General features: G+C 58.4%; 17 protein-coding genes. 8 read left to right on the top strand and 9 right to left on the bottom strand.

Going from position 1 to position 21,428, the window contains the following annotated elements; all coding sequences use genetic code 11:
• Positions 1 to 109 precede the first annotated feature (109 nt).
• The 3 genes from IF803_RS38785 to IF803_RS38775 all read left to right on the top strand — a co-directional run bounded on the left by IF803_RS38785 (position 110) and on the right by IF803_RS38775 (position 2,670).
• Positions 110 to 799, top strand: a complete 690-nt coding sequence (locus tag IF803_RS38785) for a hypothetical protein (RefSeq protein WP_050999395.1) — start codon at positions 110 to 112, stop codon at positions 797 to 799.
• A 130-nt stretch (positions 800 to 929) separates the two neighbouring features.
• Positions 930 to 1,769: a type IV toxin-antitoxin system AbiEi family antitoxin domain-containing protein gene (locus tag IF803_RS38780; RefSeq protein WP_038379301.1), complete on the top strand. Its 840-nt coding sequence runs from the start codon at positions 930 to 932 to the stop codon at positions 1,767 to 1,769.
• Positions 1,759 to 2,670 carry a nucleotidyl transferase AbiEii/AbiGii toxin family protein gene (locus tag IF803_RS38775; RefSeq protein WP_038379300.1) on the top strand — a complete coding sequence of 304 codons (912 nt, stop codon included), beginning with the start codon at positions 1,759 to 1,761 and terminating at the stop codon, positions 2,668 to 2,670. The genes IF803_RS38780 and IF803_RS38775 overlap by 11 nt, the downstream gene beginning before the upstream one ends.
• 27 nt (positions 2,671 to 2,697) lie before the next feature.
• On the opposite strand, the gene IF803_RS38770 is transcribed toward IF803_RS38775, so the two are convergent.
• The 3 genes from IF803_RS38770 to IF803_RS38760 all read right to left on the bottom strand — a co-directional run bounded on the left by IF803_RS38770 (position 2,698) and on the right by IF803_RS38760 (position 6,390).
• Positions 2,698 to 2,934 carry a DUF1524 domain-containing protein gene (locus IF803_RS38770; protein WP_050999394.1) on the bottom strand — a complete coding sequence of 79 codons (237 nt, stop codon included), beginning with the start codon at positions 2,932 to 2,934 and terminating at the stop codon, positions 2,698 to 2,700.
• Positions 2,935 to 3,328: 394 nt separating this feature from the next.
• Positions 3,329 to 3,925: a hypothetical protein gene (locus tag IF803_RS38765; protein ID WP_202802501.1), complete on the bottom strand. Its 597-nt coding sequence runs from the start codon at positions 3,923 to 3,925 to the stop codon at positions 3,329 to 3,331.
• Positions 3,922 to 6,390, bottom strand: coding sequence for an NEL-type E3 ubiquitin ligase domain-containing protein (locus IF803_RS38760; protein WP_028344356.1), 2,469 nt, complete (start codon positions 6,388 to 6,390; stop codon positions 3,922 to 3,924). The genes IF803_RS38765 and IF803_RS38760 overlap by 4 nt, the downstream gene beginning before the upstream one ends.
• Positions 6,391 to 7,086: 696 nt before the next feature.
• On the opposite strand from IF803_RS38760, the gene IF803_RS38755 reads away from it, so the two are divergent.
• Entirely contained in the window at positions 7,087 to 7,908 is an 822-nt protein-coding gene (locus IF803_RS38755) for a type IV toxin-antitoxin system AbiEi family antitoxin domain-containing protein (RefSeq protein ID WP_028344355.1), read from the top strand.
• 8 nt (positions 7,909 to 7,916) lie between these two features.
• The gene (locus IF803_RS38750; RefSeq protein ID WP_338157471.1) at positions 7,917 to 8,783 is read left to right on the top strand and encodes a nucleotidyl transferase AbiEii/AbiGii toxin family protein; all 867 of its coding nucleotides are present in this window, start codon (positions 7,917 to 7,919) and stop codon (positions 8,781 to 8,783) included.
• A gap of 396 nt (positions 8,784 to 9,179) precedes the next feature.
• On the opposite strand, the gene IF803_RS38745 is transcribed toward IF803_RS38750, so the two are convergent.
• From IF803_RS38745 to IF803_RS38730, 4 genes are all read right to left on the bottom strand, one after another.
• Positions 9,180 to 9,518, bottom strand: a complete 339-nt coding sequence (locus tag IF803_RS38745; RefSeq protein WP_016840796.1) for a hypothetical protein — start codon at positions 9,516 to 9,518, stop codon at positions 9,180 to 9,182.
• 372 nt (positions 9,519 to 9,890) lie between these two features.
• On the bottom strand, positions 9,891 to 10,304 hold the full coding sequence (locus IF803_RS38740; protein ID WP_129964879.1) for a hypothetical protein: 414 nt from the start codon (positions 10,302 to 10,304) through the stop codon (positions 9,891 to 9,893).
• Between the two features lie 606 nt (positions 10,305 to 10,910).
• Positions 10,911 to 11,117: a cold-shock protein gene (locus IF803_RS38735; protein ID WP_018270149.1), complete on the bottom strand. Its 207-nt coding sequence runs from the start codon at positions 11,115 to 11,117 to the stop codon at positions 10,911 to 10,913.
• Positions 11,118 to 11,336: 219 nt separating this feature from the next.
• Positions 11,337 to 12,965, bottom strand: coding sequence for an acyltransferase family protein (locus IF803_RS38730; RefSeq protein ID WP_253592516.1), 1,629 nt, complete (start codon positions 12,963 to 12,965; stop codon positions 11,337 to 11,339).
• Positions 12,966 to 13,786: 821 nt separating this feature from the next.
• Between IF803_RS38730 and IF803_RS38725 the strand changes: the two genes are divergently transcribed.
• The 3 genes from IF803_RS38725 to IF803_RS38715 all read left to right on the top strand — a co-directional run bounded on the left by IF803_RS38725 (position 13,787) and on the right by IF803_RS38715 (position 17,943).
• Positions 13,787 to 16,027 carry a tetratricopeptide repeat protein gene (locus IF803_RS38725; protein WP_461195775.1) on the top strand — a complete coding sequence of 747 codons (2,241 nt, stop codon included), beginning with the start codon at positions 13,787 to 13,789 and terminating at the stop codon, positions 16,025 to 16,027.
• Between the two features lie 370 nt (positions 16,028 to 16,397).
• Complete coding sequence (locus IF803_RS38720; protein ID WP_209945900.1) at positions 16,398 to 17,558, top strand: MFS transporter; 1,161 nt, start codon at positions 16,398 to 16,400, stop codon at positions 17,556 to 17,558.
• 25 nt (positions 17,559 to 17,583) lie between these two features.
• Complete coding sequence (locus IF803_RS38715; protein ID WP_461195774.1) at positions 17,584 to 17,943, top strand: DUF3088 domain-containing protein; 360 nt, start codon at positions 17,584 to 17,586, stop codon at positions 17,941 to 17,943.
• Between the two features lie 62 nt (positions 17,944 to 18,005).
• On the opposite strand, the gene IF803_RS38710 is transcribed toward IF803_RS38715, so the two are convergent.
• Positions 18,006 to 18,938 (bottom strand): LysR substrate-binding domain-containing protein, encoded by a 933-nt coding sequence (locus IF803_RS38710; RefSeq protein ID WP_461195773.1) that lies wholly within the window; start codon positions 18,936 to 18,938, stop codon positions 18,006 to 18,008.
• A 617-nt stretch (positions 18,939 to 19,555) separates the two neighbouring features.
• Positions 19,556 to 21,428 (bottom strand): prolyl oligopeptidase family serine peptidase (locus IF803_RS38705; RefSeq protein WP_461195772.1); only part of this gene is annotated, 1,873 nt, incomplete at its 5' end.

The following is a 21,428-nucleotide window of genomic DNA, read 5'->3' as shown; positions in this document are numbered from 1 at the left end:
AACATATCATTGCTTATAGCCTCTGCCAAGGCCCATAGATCCGCGTACGTATCATTGGCTAATAAAATGATCCGCGAACGTATCTTACGGGGCCAGGGGCGGTTCCCCAATGCCTAAGGCAATCTCGACCAGCGCGGGGCGAACTACCGCGTGCGCATGGACTCCACGGCTCAACGACAAGGCCGACATCGTCATCATCGGCGTCACGCCCGGCAAGCAGCCGGCTCTGGAAGCCCTACTCAGCTTCCGCATGGCGCTTACCGGCGGCGCCTCGCTCGATGAGGCGGCGCAGCGCGCCAAGAATGCGGCCTCGTTCAAGGGGGGCATGCGCCTCGACGCGTGGTTGATGGACCACTTCGGCTTGCATCGGCTTTTCGGACTTACGTCCACGCTTGATCTCTTCGGCTCCGCCGCGCACCGCGCGCATTACACGTCCGTCCTGCGCTATCCGGTCCTGAAGAGGTTCGGTAACTATGCCGGAGACAGCCGCGTGATCGAGGAGACCCTAGCGGATGAACTCGCCGTGCTGCCCAAGGCTTGGCTTGTGCCGTTCGGGCCGAATGCGGTGCGCGCGCTCGAATATCTCGCGGCGGCCGGACGCATCGATGACGCGCGTATTCTAGGCGGCATCTTGCCTCCCGGCGGCCAGCAATGGAACCGCTACAACGTGCAGCTCGGTCTCGTGTCCGGCGATGTCGCGCTTGCGGTCCCAGGCGGGCCTGAAGTTCTGCGGCGAAGCGCTGTGTGCGCTCGAAGGTCGCCGCCCTGTGTGGCGAAGGCGCGCGGCCTTAGACCGTAGCCTGATTTTCTGTCTCCAGCGGGCGGGCCGGCGATCGGTTTACAAGATGTCAATTTTACGTACTACTGCTACTTAAATCGAGCGAAACTTAAACTAGCGCTTAGTTTGAAGGTATGCCATTTTGCGTAGCATGACGACGCAATTGCCAGGAAAACTAAACCAGCTCCGCCGGGATCTTCCGGAGGGGCTGCTCGTTGACGCTGCCTGGCTGAGCAAGCACGGCTACACCACCAGCCTCGTCAGCAAGTATGTCGCGGCCGGCTACCTCGAACGACCGGCCGGCCGCGTGTACCGAAAGCCGCGCGGCGCGCTAAGCTGGGAGCAGGCCGTCATATCCCTTCAGACGCTTCTTTACCGCACGCCGCTGGCCGTCGGCGGCCGAACAGCGCTCGCGCTTCAAGGCTACGAGCATTACCTGCCTCGCGCCACGCAGCAAGTTCATCTCTACGGACCTTCCGCGCCGCCCGGTTGGCTCTCGAAGCTTCCCCTCTCCATCCGTTTCGTCTTCCACAACAGCGCTGCGCTCTTCTCGCCGGAAGCGGGCCTGCCGCCCAAAGGCGATCTCGACCGCGCCAACGCCGCGGCCGAGAAGGAAGCGGCCGAAAAGGGCTTCGTCATCCAGTCATGGGGGCAATGGCGCTGGCCGCTGGTGGTTTCATCGCCGGAGCGGGCGCTGCTCGAAGTACTCGACGAGCTTCCCGATCACGAGAGCTTCGAGACCGTGGACAAACTGGTCGAGAGCCTTTCGACCCTAAGCCCCAGGCGCATGCAGACATTGCTACAAGCCTGCCAAAGCGTGAAAGCCAAGCGGCTGCTCTTCTTCTTTGCCGATCGCCATTCGCATGCCTGGAAAAACAAGATAAATAAGGATCACGTCGATCTCGGAAGCGGCAAGCGCATGCTGGTCAAAGGCGGCGTGCTCGACCGTACCTATCAAATCACCGTGCCGAAAGGGCTCGATGCCGTTTAGCGACCAATACCGCAGACAGGTTACCCTGCTGATCCGCGTCGTCCCCCTGGTCGCGCAGGAAGACTGCTTTGCGCTCAAGGGCGGGACCGCGATCAATCTCTTCGTTCGCGACCTGCCCCGCCTGTCGGTCGATATCGACCTCACCTATCTGCCGGTGCAGCCGCGCGACCAATCGCTCAAGGAGATCGAGACCGCGCTCACGCGCATCGCCGGCCGCATCAAGGCACAAATCGGCGGGTGCCAAGTCACAGAGGGCTTGACCGAAGGGCGCGTCAACAAGCTATTCGTCCAGCTCGGCGCCGCAACCGTCAAAATCGAGGTGACGCCGGTCCTTCGCGGCTGCGTCTATCCCGCCAAAAAGCAATCCGTGACCGATACCGTCGAGGACGAATTCGGCTTCGCCGAGATCCAGGTTGTCTCGCACGCGGACCTCTATGCTGGAAAGCTGGTCGCCGCGCTGGACCGCCAGCATCCGCGCGACTTTTTCGACGTGCGTGATTTGCTCGCCAACGAGGGCATCACCGACGATCTGCGAAAGGCCTTCGTCGTGTACATGCTCAGCCACCACAGGCCGATGGCGGAAGTCCTCGATCCGCCGCGCCGAGCTATGAAGGAGGATTATGAACACGGTTTCGTCGGGATGACAGAAGAGCCCGTCCCGCTTACCGAACTGGAAGCAACGCGTGAGGAGATGATCAAGGCGATCGTGGCCGACATGCCGGACGCGCACCGGAAATTTCTGGTCAGCTTCGAACAAGGCGCGCCGGAGTGGGATCTGCTGGGGCTGCCCGGGGTACCCGATCTTCCGGCCGTCAAATGGCGCCAGCTCAATCTCGACAAGCTGCCCAAAGAAAAACGCGCGGCGCTGACGGCCGCACTGAAGAAAGCGCTCGGCGTCTAGGCGGCTCGCAGCCGCCCCTGACGCTTTTTAGCTGACGTCGATCGGCGACGTGCGCCATACGTCTTTGCCAAGCGCGATCAGCATGTCCTGCCGTTGTTCGATATCGTTCGCCGACCAGTTCTCAAAGGCTTGCAACTTTTCGTTGATGCGCGTGATCGACGAATTCCTCCCGACCGGGCTCAAGGCCACGATGCTGCGCGTGAGATAATTACCCGACTTCGCGTATTCGGGCTTCTTCTTCTCGAAGAATCCGTTGCTCGCCACGATGTTGATCGGCTTTTCCAGGAGCGTCCTGTTCCCAAGCTTTACTTTCTAGTCATCGTAGCGGTTGCCGGGATTGGCGGCGGTGAAGGACTGGCGGAGATCGGCCTCCGGCGTGTCGGGCAGAATGTGCTCGATCTCGAGCGCAGTGAATTCGCCAAGGCCGCCGGGCCCCTCATGCCCTTGAAGGCAATTTCAACATGCTGCGCCAGCTTGGCCAGCAAATAGCGCGTGCGGTACTGCTGCATCGAACCAAGTGTGTATCGTTTGAGCGTATCGCCAGCTCGGCATCCTTGCCGACCATGTTCTTTTGTAGCCGTTCTGCCACGAACTCTTTGAGCTTGGCTTTTTGCGCTTTCGCATCGGCAATTTCCGCGATCTCGCGCAGTTCGTCCGCTCATATCGAGAAATTGCGCTCCAGATCCTTTGTCGGAGTCTTGGTGAAGATGTAATAGAATAGGAAACTTTCAAGCTGCCGCACGAAGTGATCGAACAGCGCTTTGGGAAAGTTCGCGGCTGCCAGCAGCACATAGTGCAAGCGGAATGCCGCGCCGCAAAGCTGCTGAAGCGTGTCCATGGCGGTGCTGGACGCGCCGTCATTACCACGGCCTTCGGTGAAGCCAATGTAGCGCTCGACGCTGCGAATGATCTTACGGACGAAGCCGAACGAATCGCTGCGGTAGCCGCACAGCTCGGCATTGTCTTTGTCGATCAGCCAGTCGTAAATCTCGTCTTCGCGCACCACACCGTCCCGGCGCTCGTTCTTCACCTTGTAATTCGCCATGATGAAATAGCGCAGGAAGCGCAGCGGCTTTTCCTTGTTGCGCTCCAATGGCCCCGTGATCTTCTTCCACTCGTCCTTAAGGTGTGTGAAACCACACTGGTCTCTCTCGGGAGCCGCGCCGTCGGTGCGACGGCATCCGAAAACAACATGACGTAGCGAGAGGCGGGTGGAAACAAGATCGACGCCCCTCGCAATCGGATGGCCGCTCACAGTTCAAGCCCGCGGTCCCCAAGCACCTGGCGCATCAGCGCGCCCTTAATTTCGCGGGCGATCTCCTCGCGGATCTGGGCTCCGAACTGCACCTCGGCCTCGCTGTCTCCGGTTAGGTGATGATCTGCGAGCCGTTGCTCAAGGCGGCTCGGAAACTCCTCGTCCATCGCCTCCCTGAGCCGGACCTGCATCTGTGCATGGGCTTCGGGGGCGATCCGGCTCACCACCGTCTCCCAAGGTTGCCAGTGAGTTGCCAGATAGTCGGCGAACCCCGCCTCCTCTTGATTGCGCACCTGCGTCTCGGCTGCGGTGAGATCGTGCTCAGTGACGTAGGAGACTTCATAGAACCGCATGTCCGGCGCGATGAGCTGCAGGTCCAGCCGATCACGTAGCTTGACCTGATAGGCGAGATAGACCTCGATCTCGTCGACGAACCGGAGCGAGTTGACCTTCTGACGGGCGATCGGATCGAGCGCGTTCAGGCGGAACAGGACCCGCGCCTGCTGGATGAGTTCACCGAGCCGATCGTCATAGGCCCCATCCTCGACATCAGCCTTCAGACGTGCGGTCTGCATGCCGTTCCAGGTCAGGGTGATGCGATCCTGGCAGGTCTCGCTCGCCCCGAAAGCCAGCTGAAAAAACTGCTGGCGCAATGGCGGCCTGGTCGCTGCCTGCCGCAGGTCCTCGGCCACCGCCTGTCTGAACTCGGGATTATCATAATTCACAGTCTTCTGCAGCTTGTCGAGGAAGAGCGCGTATGCCGGGGCACCCGCCTCGTCGGCGAAGTTCTGCCAGGCGGCGATCGCCTCCGGCTCGCCCTTCAACCAGTCCGCTACCGCCTCGGCTAGTGGCCGTTCCTGATCCACCGCCGTTCCCCCGCCCATCGAGAAGAAGACCCGCGGGCCAGCATAGTTCGGGGCATTCAGAGCTCCCGCCAAATTCGTCCGCACCTGCTCGGGCAGCGGATTGTCATCCACATAAACCATGCACCCAGAACCTAGCTGGGTTAGCAGGGTCTCCGGCAAGCCGATCAACCGGTTGTCGCGTGCCTCGAGCACCTGGAGCTCGGCCGGGAGGGTCTCGGCCAGGCTCGTCAGCCTGTTGCCGCTGACGTGGAGTCTCTGGAGCTCGGGCGGGAGTGTCTCGGGCAGACTATTCAGGTGGTTATCGCGGGCGAAGAGCAACTGGAGCTCGGCGGGGAGAGCATCGGGCAGGCTGGTCAGCCTGTTGCCATCGGCTTCGAGCTCTTGGAGGTCGGGCGGGAGGGTATCAGGCAGGCTGGTCAGCCGGTTGCCGCCGACGGCAAGCAACTGAAGTCCGCTCGGGAGGGCGTCGGGCAGGCTGGTCAGCAGGTTGCCGCGGACATCGAGGTCCTGGAGCCCGACCGGCAGGGTGTCGGGCAGGCTGGTCAGCCGGTTGCTGCTGACGGCGAGTGTCGAAAGCCCCTCCGGGAGGGTGTCGGGCAGCCCGGTCAGTTGGTTGCTGCCGATGACGAGTGACTGGAGTCCCGTCGGGAGGGCGTCGGGCAGGCGAGTCAATCGGTTGTTGCTGGCGCCGAGCGTCCGAAGTCCAGACGGGAGAGTGTCAGGCAAGTGCACAAGCTCGTTGTCGCTCACGTTGAGCGATTGGAGCCCGGGCGGAAGGGTGTCGGGCAATGTCGTCAGGCCTAAGTATTGCAGCTCCAGCCCTGCATAGACGTCGCCAGTTTCACCCCAGGCTATTATTCGTCTTACCGCCTCTTGCCGATCCTCGCCTTCCGCCTGCCGCTCATCGCAGGCCCATTTGTCCAAGATCTGGTCGAGCCGCGATTCCCTGAGGACGGAGCCTTCGAAGTCCGCCGCACCGCCTGCAGGGCCAGAGGCCCGTGTGTCATGCAATGCTTCGGTCCACTGCGCTGCGGCCGGGGTGAGCCGGCCGCCTCCCGTTGAGGTATTGCCATCACCTCGCAGGGGCCGTCGGCCGAGAATTGCTGCCCCGAGATTTTGCTGCCAAGGATTTGCTGGGGTCGTTGCCCACTCCGGCGCCACGTCACTGGCCTCCGCCCACGAATGCTCCTCCTGACCGACACTATGCGTCGGCCAATCGGCAGCCGCATCCATGCCGTGCCAATAATCCGGCAGACTGAAACTGCCGGCTGGCAACTGGCCACCGCGATCCGCGGCCGTAAAAAGCACATGTTGATTGATCCCTTGTCCAGAGAAGGCTGGCGGATCCGATGGCAACCGCGAGGTGCCCTGTCCGACGCGACCCTCATGCGGCATTCCCAAAGGATCCGCATCTCTGTTCGACACAACGTCCGCGTCGCCGAGCCTATTTGAACTGGAGGGCGGGCGCTCGTGCGGATGCAACTCGTTCAGGTGCTGCGGAAACCCCGCTTCGTCCGCCTGCTGCTCTTCCAGCCCATGATAGTACGCCCGATCGACATCTGGGGCCTCGAATGGGTTGAGCTTGTTGAACGGATCCATCCCATCTCCTTTGACAGATACGATTAGCTAATGCCGGAGCTGGATAAACACGTTCTCGCTACGAGGCTTAGCTTTCGAGAAGCTGACGAGGAATCAGAATGAGCGTAACTGTCCTGCGGGACGCTTAGCGCTTGATTGCCCGCGCTGGAGTTCAACATGCCGATGCCGGACCATGTCGGAACTTCGAGAAGCAGATTTCTGAGGCTCTCTCAAGAACGTCCGCGCTTGCCTTTTGAAGCCCGTCGGCGCGGCTACAAGGCATTGATCACGCGCTGAGCGTTTTCTTCCTGTCGCAAATACGGGTAGGCGATAACTTCAACAGCTTGGCACGGCTTTTCTTGTTAATCGACCATCCAGAAAAATTGCATTCGGTAGCACTGGACGGCTTTAGCGAAAGCGGCATTCCAAATCGTTTCCGAAACTACGAATATTTTCCTGCTCAATCTAAGCGCGCACTGTAACGAAGTCACCAGTTATAATGCTCATTGCGGTCTCCCGGTGGCCGCCAACTCGGGGCACGCGGATAACAGGCCTTCCGGGAGATTTTTGTTGGGCCGGGACAGGCTTGGTCCTGCGAAGGAACGACTGTAAGGCACCGGAATCGGTACAGTCCCATGTATGAAAAACACCACTTTCTATGGATTTTATAACATAGCTTTGTGTTGAAAAATACCTACGTTCTGGGTATATTTATACATGATGCTTCGAAGCCGCCGAACTCTCGCTTCCTATCTAACGGATCTGCTCGCCGGTGGACGGATCTCGTTTACGCGGGACGAAGCGATCGCCGAACTGGAGGTAACTTCGCGGGGCTTCCTGGCCGCCGCCAAACGCCTGCAGAAGAAAGGGCAGCTTCTTAATCCGCGGCACGGCTTTTACGTCGTCGTCCCTCCACAGTACCTGGTGCGCGGTGCTCCACCGCCGCAGTGGTATATCGACGATCTCATGGAACACGAGGGGCACCCATATTATGTCGGATTGCTCAAGGCGGCTGAGATACACGGCGCGTCCCACCAGGCGGTCATGCAATTCCAAATCGTAACCGACAAACGGATGCCCAAAATCCGCGCCGGCCGCTCGATCCTTTCCTTCTTCTATCGAAAGGAAATAGGCGCTCTTTCGGGAGCGATCGTTGACCACAAGACCGATACTGGCCGCTTCAAGCTATCGTCGCCCGAACTCACTGGGCTCGACCTTTTGCGCTATATGCATGTGACCGGAACGATAGACAGCATTGCCACTGTCCTTTCTGATCTCGGGGCTAAAATGAAGGCGCACGAACTCCAGAAATTGGCACCCGCCTTTGAGCGGTCCGTTATCCAGCGCCTCGGATACCTGCTCGACTACGTCAAACACAGCCAGGCAGCCGAGTCACTTCACGCCTACCTGCAAAACGAAAAACTGCTGCCCTGGGTCGAACTCGATCCTTCCAAGCGTAGTAGCAAGACCCGCAAGCCGCCGGAACGTGACACACGCTGGAACGTGCTGGTCCATCGCCGTCCGGAGCTCGATCAATGATTCCAGCCATGAACATCGCTGCATGGAGTCAAAAAGCTCCATGGCCCGAAGATCGACAGGTCGAGCAAGACCTCATCATATCCAGGGCACTCGTTGAAATCTTCAAGGATGATTATCTGAAGAAAGAGCTGCGGTTCCGCGGAGGCACCGCTCTAAACAAGCTGCACTTCCCAAGCGCCTATCGGTACTCGGAAGACATAGATCTCACGCGCACGACGGAAGGCCCCGTGGGCCCAATTCTGGACCATCTCCGGACTGTCCTGGAGCCATGGATGGGGCGGGCGCATTACGACCTCGGAGAGATAGGGCCTCGGCTTACTTTCACTATCAAGCCCGAAGATGAAAACGCCTCTCAGCCGATCCGCGTCAAAGTCGAGATCGCCACGCGAGAGCGCATTGCTTATGACGGGGCAAAGTCGTTTCCGTTCCAGGTCAAGAATCCCTGGTTCAATGACAAGGCGGACATTGCATCATTCAGCCGGGAGGAAATCCTGGCAACGAAGCTCCGCGCGCTTCTCCAACGTGACAAGGGCCGGGACCTCGTCGACCTTGCCAAAGCTGTTGCGTTGCTCGACGGACTAGACGCCGCACGCATCGTGGAGCTGTTGGGCAAATATCTAGGTGCTTCCGGCCAAGCCATTTCCCGCGCCGAGGCCGAGGAGCGCATGTGGGCGAAGCTGGAAGATCCATCGTTTTTGGCCGACGTGCGCCCGCTACTTGCCGCGGACGACGCCGAGGATTTTGATGCCGAAGCCGAGCGCGCCGCGTTCGTTACGGTCTTTACGAAGCTTGTAAAACGTATCCCCGGCCACGCCTGGGCTGAGACGTCCGCCATGGCGAAGCAGTTCGAAATGCCTGAGCTGGCCAGCACCTGACCCTATGACTCGTCCCAGTGCACCGACCGCCTTTGCTGCTCCGGCCACGTACGAACTTCATTCGTTAGGCTCGAAGGCGTTTCAGCAGTTGTGCGTTAAGCCGCTCTGGATGTGGGAAGCGACGTGATGGTTCGTGGGACGCTGCGAAACTAGCTCGGCGGCATCGTGAGCCAGGGCGCGAAACAACTTACCGATCCCGTAGCCGCGGCCCGTGCGGCGGTCGAGCCGCGACGCGCCGTGGGATGCAGCGACCCGCAATGCTGCGCCGGAGTCTTCAAGGCCGGCAAACTCCGAATTTTCCCGCAGGCTTGCAAGCACCGCTCGCCCGGCGTCGGCAACGACGAATTCGAAGGCGCCATTGCTGGCAGCGTATACGTCAGTTCGTAGACGAAGCAGTCATACAGCTTGCGCTTCTGCTTCTTCCCCTCCGCCATCAGCAATGACGCGGATTTCGTGGCTCGCGCGGAGCTCGTCCATATCGGTTATCTCGGGGATTTGTCCGGCCTTGAGTTCCTCGACATAATCCTCGATCGCGATTTGCGCGTAGGCTTGCTTACGACCCGATTTCAGCCCGATCCCGAAATACCCCACTTCGACGCTCTCTTCCGGGCTAAGAATATCCGGCAACGTGATGTGAAGGTCCGATGCATTCCCCTTCACCAGTGGCGTAACGGCAAAGGCTGGCAGCGATGACGCCCCGCATCGCCGCCCAATGATTGTAATGGTAAGCGCCATCTCTGAAATCACGACGGGTGGATGGGCGCCCTACATACCAGCAGGTCAGCGCGATCTGGGTCTGCTCTTTCTGGCTGACCAACGCGCCGTTCGTAATTGGCGGCCAACTGCAACAAGCGCTTTTTGATGAACGGGTCAGCTTGCTCAGCAAGTTCCCGGACGGTTCGCGCCCTCTCTCTACAAAACTCGTCGTCCATAGTACCCCACCGAAACTGCCTTCCGGATAATGCCCGTGAAGAAGTGGGGCTGCATATGACCCAGGTTACACTGCAAGATATTTTTCCGCAGTTTTGATCGATGCCGCGTGAGATCGATAGCACTTCTGCCAAGGTCAGCTGCTGTGCGCGCCTCGCACCTGGTCGGGCTCCCGCTTCATGCTGTACGTCGATTGAATCCACCTTTCCTGCGGCGTCGCCGCGGCCTCTGACGAAGACTGCGGGGAGTAAGTGATTTTGCCGCATCTGTGACCGCTTGCGCAGCGACTTCGCTGCGCGAGGAGTCGATCGTTGATCGAGGTGACTCTCTTTGATCGGCGACGGCCCTTTCGAGCGCAGAGAGGAATTGCCGGCCGTCTTCGGTAATTTCCCAGCCGAACGCATCGCGAAAGACATACTTCGCCGAAAAGATATTCAGGTCCGGCGCGTGTTCGGCCAACCGCTTCATGCGATCGGTCCAGTCGCGGCCGCTGTTCATCAGGATCTCCACGGCGCGTCGGACTTCGGCAACGGAAGCCCGCCCGCCAGGCTGGCCGGCCAACACTTTCAGGACGGTCAGCTGGAAGGACACTTGCCGTGTCTCCGATGGCTGTGTGTGTGTGCAGTTTCCCTGCAATGGATCAATGTCAGGGGCGGATCGTCAACAGCACGACGCCGTTAACCTCAACTATATTGGCTAATCCCGCGGGGCCAGCTCCTGGGATTTGACCTCGCCCTCGCTCAAGCTAATGCACGACTCTTCATCGAGGGCCGGTACGTCAGCGTAGCAGGACAGACCCGCAGCCGGAGCGCCGCGCGCCCATTGTCCATAACGGACGAACTCCACTATGGGAGCTCCTCCACACGCTACAGCATCGCTCTTAGATCGTGAGCGCCGGTCGGCGCATCGTGACTTCAGGCGATACATGCACCTCTCGACCTGTCGGGCACGAGCGTACGGTTCGGACCGTTCATTGCTACCGACGATTTCCCGCCACGCCCAACCTGCACGAGGAAAGAAAAAAGCTGGAACTGCCCCGGCATTGGAGATCGACGGCTTGAATCAAGCCTTTAAGCAGTATTGCGGCATAGCCTTGGTTGGAAACGACGGTCGTACGGCAAGCGTCCGGTGCACCGGCGCCAGACGCTGGTACGAGAATCCGCCTAGCAGGCAGACGCTTTCCGGAGGCGAACTGGATCAGCCAACCCTTAGATCCTCGGCCGACATTTTGCCCGAACGGCCTGCCTTGAGCTGGTAACTTACCCGTGCCCCCTCTTCGAGGGTGGTGTAACCGGCCTTTTCGACGGCGCTGATGTGCACGAAGACATCGGCACTTCCGTCCTCCGGCCGAATAAAGCCATAACCTTTGGTCGAATTGAACCACTTCACAATACCCATTGCCACGGCGGCATCTCCATAAGTGAACCGTTGTGATCTAGCGAAGAGTCTCGCAGCCATCAAGGTGGACAAAGAGACGCCGGTTCGCTGCACCCGTCACGTCCGCGACCTCTTTGTCGTATAACCTACGCGGCCCGAACGCTCTGCGCAGCCGGCAGCAAGACCTGATGCTGAAGCCAGTTCGCCTCAGGGCCTCGGAATCCGAATGACGTCTGAACCTTCGACTCATTCATCGCGCGTGACCGCGTTACAGGAGAGTTGCAGAGCGGAGATCATGGCACGCTCATCCGCAGCCGAGCTGGAGCGAATGGTGCGGTCGCCCTTGCAGAACCAGGCGGCCGTAAACTCCTTCGCACAGCCCGGAGCAGGATCACCGATCCGCGCCGTGCCTGCACTGAAAGTGCATGCGTCCTTGCCGTTACAGGCTGCTGCAACCGCACCCGTGGCGTTGCCACGCGCCGAGATCCAGCGGCAATTGCCGCCATACGTGGCAGAAACGACCGAAATACCTGATTGGGTGACGGCATCCCCGGCCGCATCACGCAGCGCATACGTTGCGGCCGCGCCGACGAGAGCGGCAAGGCCAATGCTTCCCAATCGTACCAGGCGCCTGCGCTGTTCTAGCGAGGCCGCCTGATAGCAGCTGCGAATTCGCCTTCGGGCCGGTACCTCCAAGCCAAAATGCAGCAGGATCGCGACGCAGGTGGCCAGAGTGAAAGCAAGCGCGAGCGCGCCGAGATGGCCCAGCAGTTGGCTTGCGGTTTCCCAACGTACCACCGGAAAACGCTGGTAGATAATGATGTGTACAAGATAAAGCGCAAAGCTGGCCTCTCCGAGGAAGACGAGCCACCTTGCCGACAACAGCCGTCCTGCACTGCTGACGGGCTGAGCCGCCGCGACAAGGATGAGCGCAATCGGTGCCGCCAGAGCGATATTGTTGCGCCCAATATCGAACAGGCTCATGGCCGCCCCAAATGGCGGCTTGTGGGCGGTAAACCAGAACACCCAGCCTATCGCGCCGACACCAACGATTGCGGCGATATCGAGCAAAGCTCGAGATGGTCTGAAATCCTGGGCCAGCCACGCTTCATGGAGCTTCGCCAAGCAACAGCCGAGGACGAATTCCCATACCCTGCAAAAGGGCGAAAAGTAGACGATCCAGAGGATGAGCGTGTTCTTCCAGTTCGGCAGAGCCGCACCCGTCCCATAGGCATGAAGCGCAAACAGATTGATGCGGCCCTGAAGCATGTACACCGCAAGGTCGATGCCAAGCTCGATTGTGCCTGCGCCAATCGCACATAAGATCGCCGCCGGAGCAGTTCTGATCCGCGCAAGTACCGGGCAAACGAGCGGAAAAAAGAGATAGAAGAACCATTCGGTGCTGACTGACCAGGAGACGATGCCGATCTCTTCGTACTGCCAGACGGGGGCAGCACCGGCTACATTTGCGAAGAACCAGGTTTGAATCATCCCGAGTTGAAACGGGACAATGTGCCACGAAAATCCCTCGGTTGCCGCCTTAGTTCCGAGAAGCCATGGCCAGACCATCGGTCCGGTCAAGAGCTCAACGAGAAAGAGAACAACAAACAGAGGATAGATTCGGGCTATGCGCGCCACGAGAAATTCAGGGATCGCTTTGCGCGGGCTGCCGGCAATCGAGCTGCCATAGTTATATTGAATGACAAAGCCACTCAACGTGAAGAAGACGGACATTCCGAACAGGCCCAGCGTCCCGATGCTGATATCGAGTGCAAGACTGGTACCCTCCAGGAACAGGCTTCCACCGTGAGACAATGCCACTGCTGCTGCCGCGACAAACCGGATTCCGGTCAGCGCGGGTATCTGCTTAACCATCGGTGTCGCTCGTCATTTGCGCGTTGGGTACAAATCCTGGCGATCGATGGCGCAAGGGCAGTCTGCTGGAGAAGGAACGCGATAGCGGCCATGAGGACCGATCGCATTGCGCGAGCGTGCCATGCGACCAGCCAGGTTCCTTCGGTAGCTCAAATCAAAATCAGAGCAACCGCAGTACCTTATTGGCAAGCCCGCTAACGCTGAAACTCTGCCTTCTGGTAGGGGGCCCGGATTCGAATATTCCGCGCTCGACCGGCTCCGGCGCAAGGCACGTCCCTTGACCGGTCGCCGCCATACTTGCTGAACCCGTGCTTGCTCCCGGAGCGCTTTCCTAAAATGACGAGCCGTTGCCAGCCAATTTGCTCGCTGCGTTGGGCGCCGAAAGTGCCCGATGCAAGTCCAGGTCAGCGCAGAGCAAGGAACCGCATTGGCGACGCGCGACAAAGCCCAGCTCCAGTTACAGCGGGTCCAAGCGCCAGATCGGGTCGTTTGGTAGCGCCAGTCTGAGCCGCGCTTTCAATTTCTTTGACAGCGACGGTCAAGGAATCTCGCTGCGGATTGGTGCAGCAACTCATTATTCTTTTCCTGCACGACTGACCGCGCTTTCGCTTGGCCTGGCGTGCCAGAGAAGGAAAGGAAACGTGATGACAAAGAAGATCGCTGAGATCAAGACCACCATCCGCACCACCACTCCGTACACGGGTACGCTCTAGGGTTGGTTCGACGGGTGCCTTGAATGCATCCACCTGATGAGAGCATAGCGGCATCGGAGGGTGGTCCTTGCGACCACCCTCCTTTGTGAGACGTCTCGGGAGAGTAGAATGGTTGATTTGATCCAGCAGCGCATCGCTCCGGCCATATTGTCGTCCGTCGAGATCAATCCGATCACGATCTTGAAGACGGAGCCCGGCATGGCACCGGTGCCGACGATCAAATCGGCACTCGCGAGCTCCAGTTCCGACCTTTCCGTCGTTGACGGCGACTGGCGGACCGGCGGCTATCTTGCCGGCCTGCAAGAGCTGATCGACGCCGAACTGAAGTGGGCCGATGAGAATAGGCCAAAACTGGTTGAGGCGGCACAACAATCCTTGAAGCGGCTGTTTCCTCTCTTAATCAGCGATGCCTTTACCGTGCCGAAGGATCTCACCAATACCTCAAGTAAAGAGGAGCGTACACGCTTCTATCATCATGAATATCAAAACAAGCTCCTGGTTGGATTAGCGGAATTCCTGATCAGGTGTGCCCAAGAGCGCAACGAGCGTCACATCATCGTTATCGATCGCGCGGCTACCCTGTCCGCCCCGGCCAAGAACCTGATCAAGCTGCTCGTCAGGCTGGACCACGATGCGCGCCTGTTTCGCTTTGTTCTGATCGATTACGAACAACGCCTCTATTTCCAGGACGCCAGCGAAGTTCATTTCGGCAGATATAGCTTGCAGGAACTGGGGCCGATCCTGGATCGGGAAGTCGCTGCGGAGAAACAGCGGCAGATTCATGAGGCAAGTGGCGGAAATCCACTGATTGCGGAGGCTTTAAGCACATGCGTAGCGGCCGGATTGCCGGTCATCGGCTACCTCGACCCCGTCGCGATAGTGGACCTTTATCTCGCCAGCCTCAACTCCGGGGAACGGCACAGCCTTCTCAAATCGTACATTGAATCCGACTGCACGACGCCTGATCTCATCGCGCAACGAAACTATGCAATTTTCGAGCAGACGACCGCAGATCATCTGCATGAGCAGTTGCACCGCGCTTGCCTGGACCGCTATCTGGCGGGCGAGGCGCCGCTCGTCATGCTTCATGCACTATCGATACGGGACAAATACAAGCGTCTGGAACTGCTTGCAGAACCGAGTCAGATCCTCCAAAGCATCGGTTTGTACGATCTCTGGTTTGGCTATTTCGGTGAAATTTTCGCCGATCCTTCGCTTCGCACCTACGGCCCGGGAGATGCTCCGGTAAACGCTGCCTTCATCAACGCGGCTTTTGTGCTGTATTCGCTCGGCTGCGGCCGGGTGTCGGTTCCCTATCTGGATGAATTCTACAAGGCATTCCCGAAGAGCCGATACACGCCAACGGTTCTCTATGCCCAATCAATGACGTATGGACGCTATCAGCAACCGGTCAATCTGACGGTCGCCGAAGAGTACGCGTTGCGAAACCTGGAGACCATCGAACGAGATTTCAAGGATCACGACAAGTACGACTATATCAAGGTGTTTGCAGAGAACGCATATGCCTACATCAAGGCCAAACAGGAGAAGTATGACGAAGCCCTCACCCTTTGCGCGGAAGGCCATGGCAAGATGCTTCAGGCCTATGGCGGGGAGCGTTTCAAGCTTCACCAGTCGATTCTGATCTACAACACCAGTCAGGTCTATGAACTCATCGACGATCTTCCTCGAGCAGAAAAGCAGCTGCGTGAGGCGATTGCCCACGATCCCTATTACGGCGAGTACCACAATGACCTGGGGAACCTGCTTTCGAAAGTAGCCGGAAGGGAAGCTGAGGCTCTACAGGCATATGCGCGCGCCATTGAGCTGTGTCCCCCCTATTACGAAGCCCATCTGAACAGGGCCGCACTTCGCAACAGAATGGGATATGCCGCAGGCGCCCTGGCCGATCTCGACAGAACGCTTGTCATCAAGCCAAACGAATGGCGAGCTCACTTCCAGAAGGGCAATATTTTGATGCGGCAAGATAGGCCGGAAGCTGCTCTGAAGTCTTATCTAGCGGCAGCCGATATCGATCCCAAGAATCCCGATTTACAGAGCAACCTCGGCCTTGCCTATTCCGAGCTTGGCAAGGCGAGCGAGAGCATCGCGCACTATCTTCGAGCCCTTGAACTCAATCCTCGGCACGCGCTCACGCACAACAATCTCGCCATCGAGTACTTCAACGAGGGTCGGCCAGATATGTCACTGAACCACGCCACGGTCGCAGTCGAGATTGGGGGAGATCCAGACTACCTCCTCACTCGTGAGCACATCCAGGCAAGTCTGCAAGCTGACCTGGCTTCGCGGCGCAACCGAGCTTCTGCGCCTTCCGCCGAACAGTCATGAGCTTGCGGCTCATAGCATTGATTGCCGTCGAAGCCGACGACGTGCGGCAGGATCTCCAGGTTAATGGTAGCAGGCACCTGAAAGCTTAGGGCAGAGTCTGGCGGATCCTGTTGCGCGACAAGTGATGCAAATTCATAGGATCTGACCAAGCAGGGGGAACCGCGTTGGCCAGCATTTGGTCCCGAAACACCGCCTGCCACAGACAGGGAGGCAGATATGGTGCCTTTTGACCAGTCGCGCGGTTGGCGAGAGCGTTGGTTATGCCCCTTCTTTGTCATCCCATCGATGTCACGGCACGAGACCAGCGTCATCTTCGCTTCTGCATCAAGCGATATCCACACGATGGCGTGTTCGATGAGCTAGGTTATAGATGACTGGTGCAAGCACACGGCAGTTCGTTTATCTGTCGCATTTGATCATTCAGATCGGCGGCTGGGCGTTTCGAATTGGCATCCTGATCGGCCTTCTTCAATCCGGCATGAGCGCCGCGGGTCTTGGCGTTGCCGTCAGTTTTGCGCCTATCATGCTTGGGAGCCTCTTCTTGTCGCCATTGGTCGACAGACGTAATCCGATCTCCGTCATGATGATCGTCAATGCTATTCGCATCTTCGCGCTGCTCGCCATCTTCGGCACCGACGGCGCCGATTCCTTTCTGAGCTATGCCTCAATCGGCGTCCTGAGCCTGGTGCAGCCCGTCTACTTGTCTGCAGAAGTTTCTTTCTTCCGTCGTATCACATCGGAAGACGACATGATCTCGGTGTTGCGCAACATTGCCAACATTGACTGGCTCACCTATCTGCTCGGAATGTTTGCGGGTGCCATGCTCTCCGACCGATTGCATTTGCCTGGCGTTTTGGCGTTCAACTTATCGGCGATCATCCTGTCCTTGATCGTGCTCCTTGGTATTAAGCAGCAGTTCAAAAGGACACCAACAGTCCTTGAGGCACAGCCCTCCGGAACCGTCCTAGACCTAGCACCTCTTTATCCCGCATTCTTGGCTGTATTTTTGCTCAACCTCGGCGCCGGCATCATCAATGTCTATCCTGCTATACGTGCAACGGCTGACGGGGTTCTCGATAAAAGCGTTCTATTGACGATCGTCATGACCAATGGAGTTTTGGCCTTGCTGGGAGCGCTCGCCGTCAAGCCGATTTACAACCTGCTCGGCGCCTTGCCAACCATCGCCGGGGCCGCAGTGCTGCTTGCGGCATGCCTTGCCATCATGTCGCTCGATGCTGGCCTGCCCGTAGTCATCGCATCAAGCAGCGCAATGCTCGGCTTTGGCCAAATATTTGCCGCTGCCGCTCACAGCCACATGGTCTCTTCAGTGGCTCCGGATCGAGCCGGCCGCCTTTCCGGGTTATTTCAATGTTGTACCTATGGCGGCGTCGCGGGAAATGGCATTGCTCTGTCGCTTTTGAGTGATCGGCTCCCCTTCGGCATGATCGTGTTGCTATGCGCGGCGAGTGCATTTGTTGCTTTCGCCGTCGCGAGCCTTGCCATAATCAGATCAAGACATTCTCACGCTTGAGGTCCTGTCGCTCGCTAGATCAGGGATGCATACGATGCCATGGGATCAGCTATTTCTTTTAGAGCGCCCCTTTTCAGATCCGGCCTTGCCGGGACGAGAATTCTATTGCTGGCAATGCTTGCTGTTGGACGGGATATTGTCCGCATTTCCAAGCCGCGCTGCGAGGCTCGACGTTCGTCGGATTGCCTGGGCCAAGCCACGAACCGCACTCATTGAGAGGCTTGGCCGGGATCATCAGTCCGCGCCCGTTCTCATCTTCGAGAAGAGTGGTCCTGCGCCTGAGAATGCGAAGTACGCGAACGGGCTCGCCTATGTCGACGATCCATTTGCAATCCTTCATCTGTTAGCTCTGCGCCACGGATTTCCGGCCCCTCATCCGGGATGAGGTGCTGCCTTGCCCATCAGGTCGTCAACGCTTTGACGCCAGCATTGGCCTAACGGGAAGCTCTAATTGAGAGCGGCCCGCTCGATCTCTCGAGTTGCGGCCTGGAAGGACGATAGCGGATCCTGAGTGAGTATTTCTGACAGGACCCATCGTTCAAACTCTTTAACGGCAGCCATATTTCGCGCGTGCCCATTGACAAACATGTATATTGAGCGATTGACCGGCACAAAGCCAAACGGAGCCACAAGTTCTCCCTTTTCAAGGTTGCTTCGGACCAGAATTTGCGAGGATATTGCGGCGCCAAGCCCGCTTTTGGCAGCCTCGACAGCCAAGGAAAATGTATCGAACACGACGTGGCGCGATCCCTGCAAGCATATTGCAGCTGCGTTGGCCCATTCGCTCCAGCCGTCCAATCTGGCGGCCTCGTGAAGGAGAGGAATAGATAGAATGTCTGCCGGGCCTTTGATCGTCTCGAGTGTAGCAGGCGCACAAACAGGACCAATCATCTCGTTCGATACGTGCACTTCACGGACGGGAAGCGGTCGCTTCAACAGGCCGGAAACGAACAATACGTCCAAGGCCCCAACAGCCAGCGCGTCTAGATCGGCACCGGTCTCAAAGACAAAATCAATATCCCTGTACAGTTGGCGGAACCGACCGATATGGGGCAACAAACCGTGCGACAAAAATGTGGTTGAGCACCCCACCACCACTGAACGTCCTCCATCGCTCCTTCGTAGTTCGTAGCATCCTTTCTCCAGCATTGTGAACGCGCTCGCACAGCTGCGCTTGAGCTGTTCGCCGTCGGATGTCAGCCGCACACCTGAGCTATGGCGAACGAATAGCCTCCTGCCGAACCAATCCTCCAGAAGCCGCATCTGGTAGCTTACCGCGCCGGTCGTCATGTTTAACTGCTCGGCCGCCCTTGAGAAGCTTGGAAACTCGCTGACTGTCTCAAATAGATGAAGGCTTTTCAGAATAGGTAGCTTGCGCATCTGACTTACTTCATGCCGTCGCAAACTGCGATGAGTCATTGTTATTGGGCTAAGATGCGCCCGATTTATTCCCAGCACCAACGATCGCTATTGCTGACTGGCCGGACGCGTTCGGCTACTGAGACCTCTTCGGCCTGGCCTATCAACGCGAGTTCACCGACAAAACTCGCGGCAGCCCCAGCTTCGATCGATTCACGATCGAGGCACACGGACGCTTCGGATCTGATGGCCCCTGATGCACGATAGGATGAGAAATCCCGCTCGGTGCAGCGTTCATTGCTGTGCAATCTCCAGAAGGGTGCAACGTAATTTGAGATCTGGAATAGCAAGTCATGGGTCAACTAGGTTCCGCAACACTTTGCCCGTCGATGGAAATACCGCCGGGCCAGCCGCGCAGCTGCAAGACCAACTGCTGGTTGACGGGCTTGCGCTCGAGCGCCTCCCGCGTTCGTGGAATTCCGTCAATCACTGTTAAATCCCGTACAGCATCCTGCCCGTCGATCGCATGGTTCGCTGTTATCGCCTCGCGTCCGCCTCGATCAATTTAGCCAGGGAACGTGGTGACGCAAAGATATGCACCTGGATTTATCTGCATCGATTCGTCACTTGCGCCGAATCTACTCAGAACAGAGCCGCTTCGATGCATAGGTATATTCAAGCGCTAGTCGACGCGCATGTTCGACCAGATTGGCCGCGGCGCTGTGTCCTCCGTCGATGTTCTCGTAGTAGAAGTAGGGCTGGCCGAGCGCAGCTAGTCTCGCAGCAGCCTTGCGGCCGTGCGCCGGATGGACGCGGTCGTCCTTGGTGGAGGTGAGAATGAAAGGAGCGGGATAGGTCTTGCCCGGTACCAGCTTCTGATAGGGCGAGTAGGCTTCGATCCACGCACGCTGCTCAGCGATGGCAGGATCACCGTACTCGGCAATCCAGGAGGCGCCTGCGCCGAGGCTGGTGTATCGAAGCATGTCAAACAGCGGCACCTGGATGATCGCCGCGTTGAAGAGTTCGGGACGTTGGGTGATTGCGGCGCCAACGAGTAGGCCGCCCTGGCTGCCACCTATTACGCCCAGCCGTCGCGGGCTCGTGATCTTGCGGCGAATCAGGTCCTCGGCAACGGCAATGAAATCATCCCATGTCGTCTGCTTCGTTGCTCCCTGGGCTGCTTGATGCCATTGTGGACCAAACTCGCCGCCACCGCGCAGATTCGCAACGACATAGGCATTGCCCTGCTCGAGCCAGAGCCGCCCCACGGCTCCGAGATAGGATGGCAGAAGCGAAGCCTGGAATCCGCCATAGCCATAAAGAAGTGTCGGGATCGCGCCGTCAAACCTCGCGTTCTTCGGCCGCACCAGAAAATAGGGAATTGACGTGCCATCACGCGAAGTCGCCTCGAACTGGTCTACGACATGATTGGACGCATCAAAGGCAGTAGGTGTCGTCTTCAATTCCTCAAGTTTTTGAGTTTCGGCATCAAAATACCAGATTGACGTTGGTCTGAGATAGTTCGAGACGGTAAACATCGCCTGGTCCGCTTGGTCGGACGTGGCTGACAGGCTGACATTTGTATGTTGCGGCAGCTGGATCGGCGTCGCCGACCATGCTCCCTGATCGTACTTGTAAACAAACGCTTTGCTCTGAACGTTTTCAAGGATCGTCAGGATCAACAAATTCTTTGTGCTACTGAGCCCGCTCAGCGCCTGGCGGGGCCCGGGCTGGAAGACAAGCGAAGCTTTGGCGCGCAGCGGATCCTGCTTCCATTCGGCCAGGTCATACGAAATCAGCGAGCCGGTCCCAAATCTGACGTGACCGGGCTCCCATTCTTCGTCAAGTTCCACAAGCAGGCGGCCGCTCGCGAGCCCGACTATTGCGGCCTTCTTCGGCAGATTGAGCTTGATGGGCCCATCGGGGCGGAAGACCACATAATCACGCTCGACAGAGCTGATGACACGGATAGCGCCGGTCGCATGGACTTGACCTTCGCTGTCTCGAAGTACCAGGGGCACGGTCTGAACGTCGGTAGGCTCGCCGCGAAAGATCTCGCGAGCCCTACTGAGCGGCTGAGCGCGTTTGAGCTGCTTCACCACGAAGGGGTAGCCGGCCTGCGTCAAAGACCCCTCGCCCCAGTCCCGTGCAAGAAGGAGTGTGTCACCATCGACCCAGCTGACGGTTTGCTTGCCTTCTGGAAGATGAAAGCCGTCCGCAACAAAGGATTTGGCCTCGTGGTCGAACTCACGGATGGACGCAGCATCCTTGCCGCCGTCGGAAAGATGAATCAGGCAGAGGCGTTCTTCAGGCCGAAGGTAGCTGGCACCTTGAAAGACCCAGTTCCTGTTTTCGGCGACGGCCAACGCGTCCACGTCGAGGATGGTCTCCCACTGCGGATCCTGGCTGCAATAGCTCTCCAGAGTGGTACGCCGCCATATGCCACGCACATGGTTCTCGTCTTGCCAAAAGTTTTCCAAACCCCGCCGTCCCAACGAAACGTAGGCAATC

Source organism: Bradyrhizobium sp. UFLA06-06 (assembly GCF_054820065.1).
The sequence above is the reverse complement of the archived record's forward strand: the minus strand, read 5'-3'. Positions and strand labels throughout refer to the sequence as shown.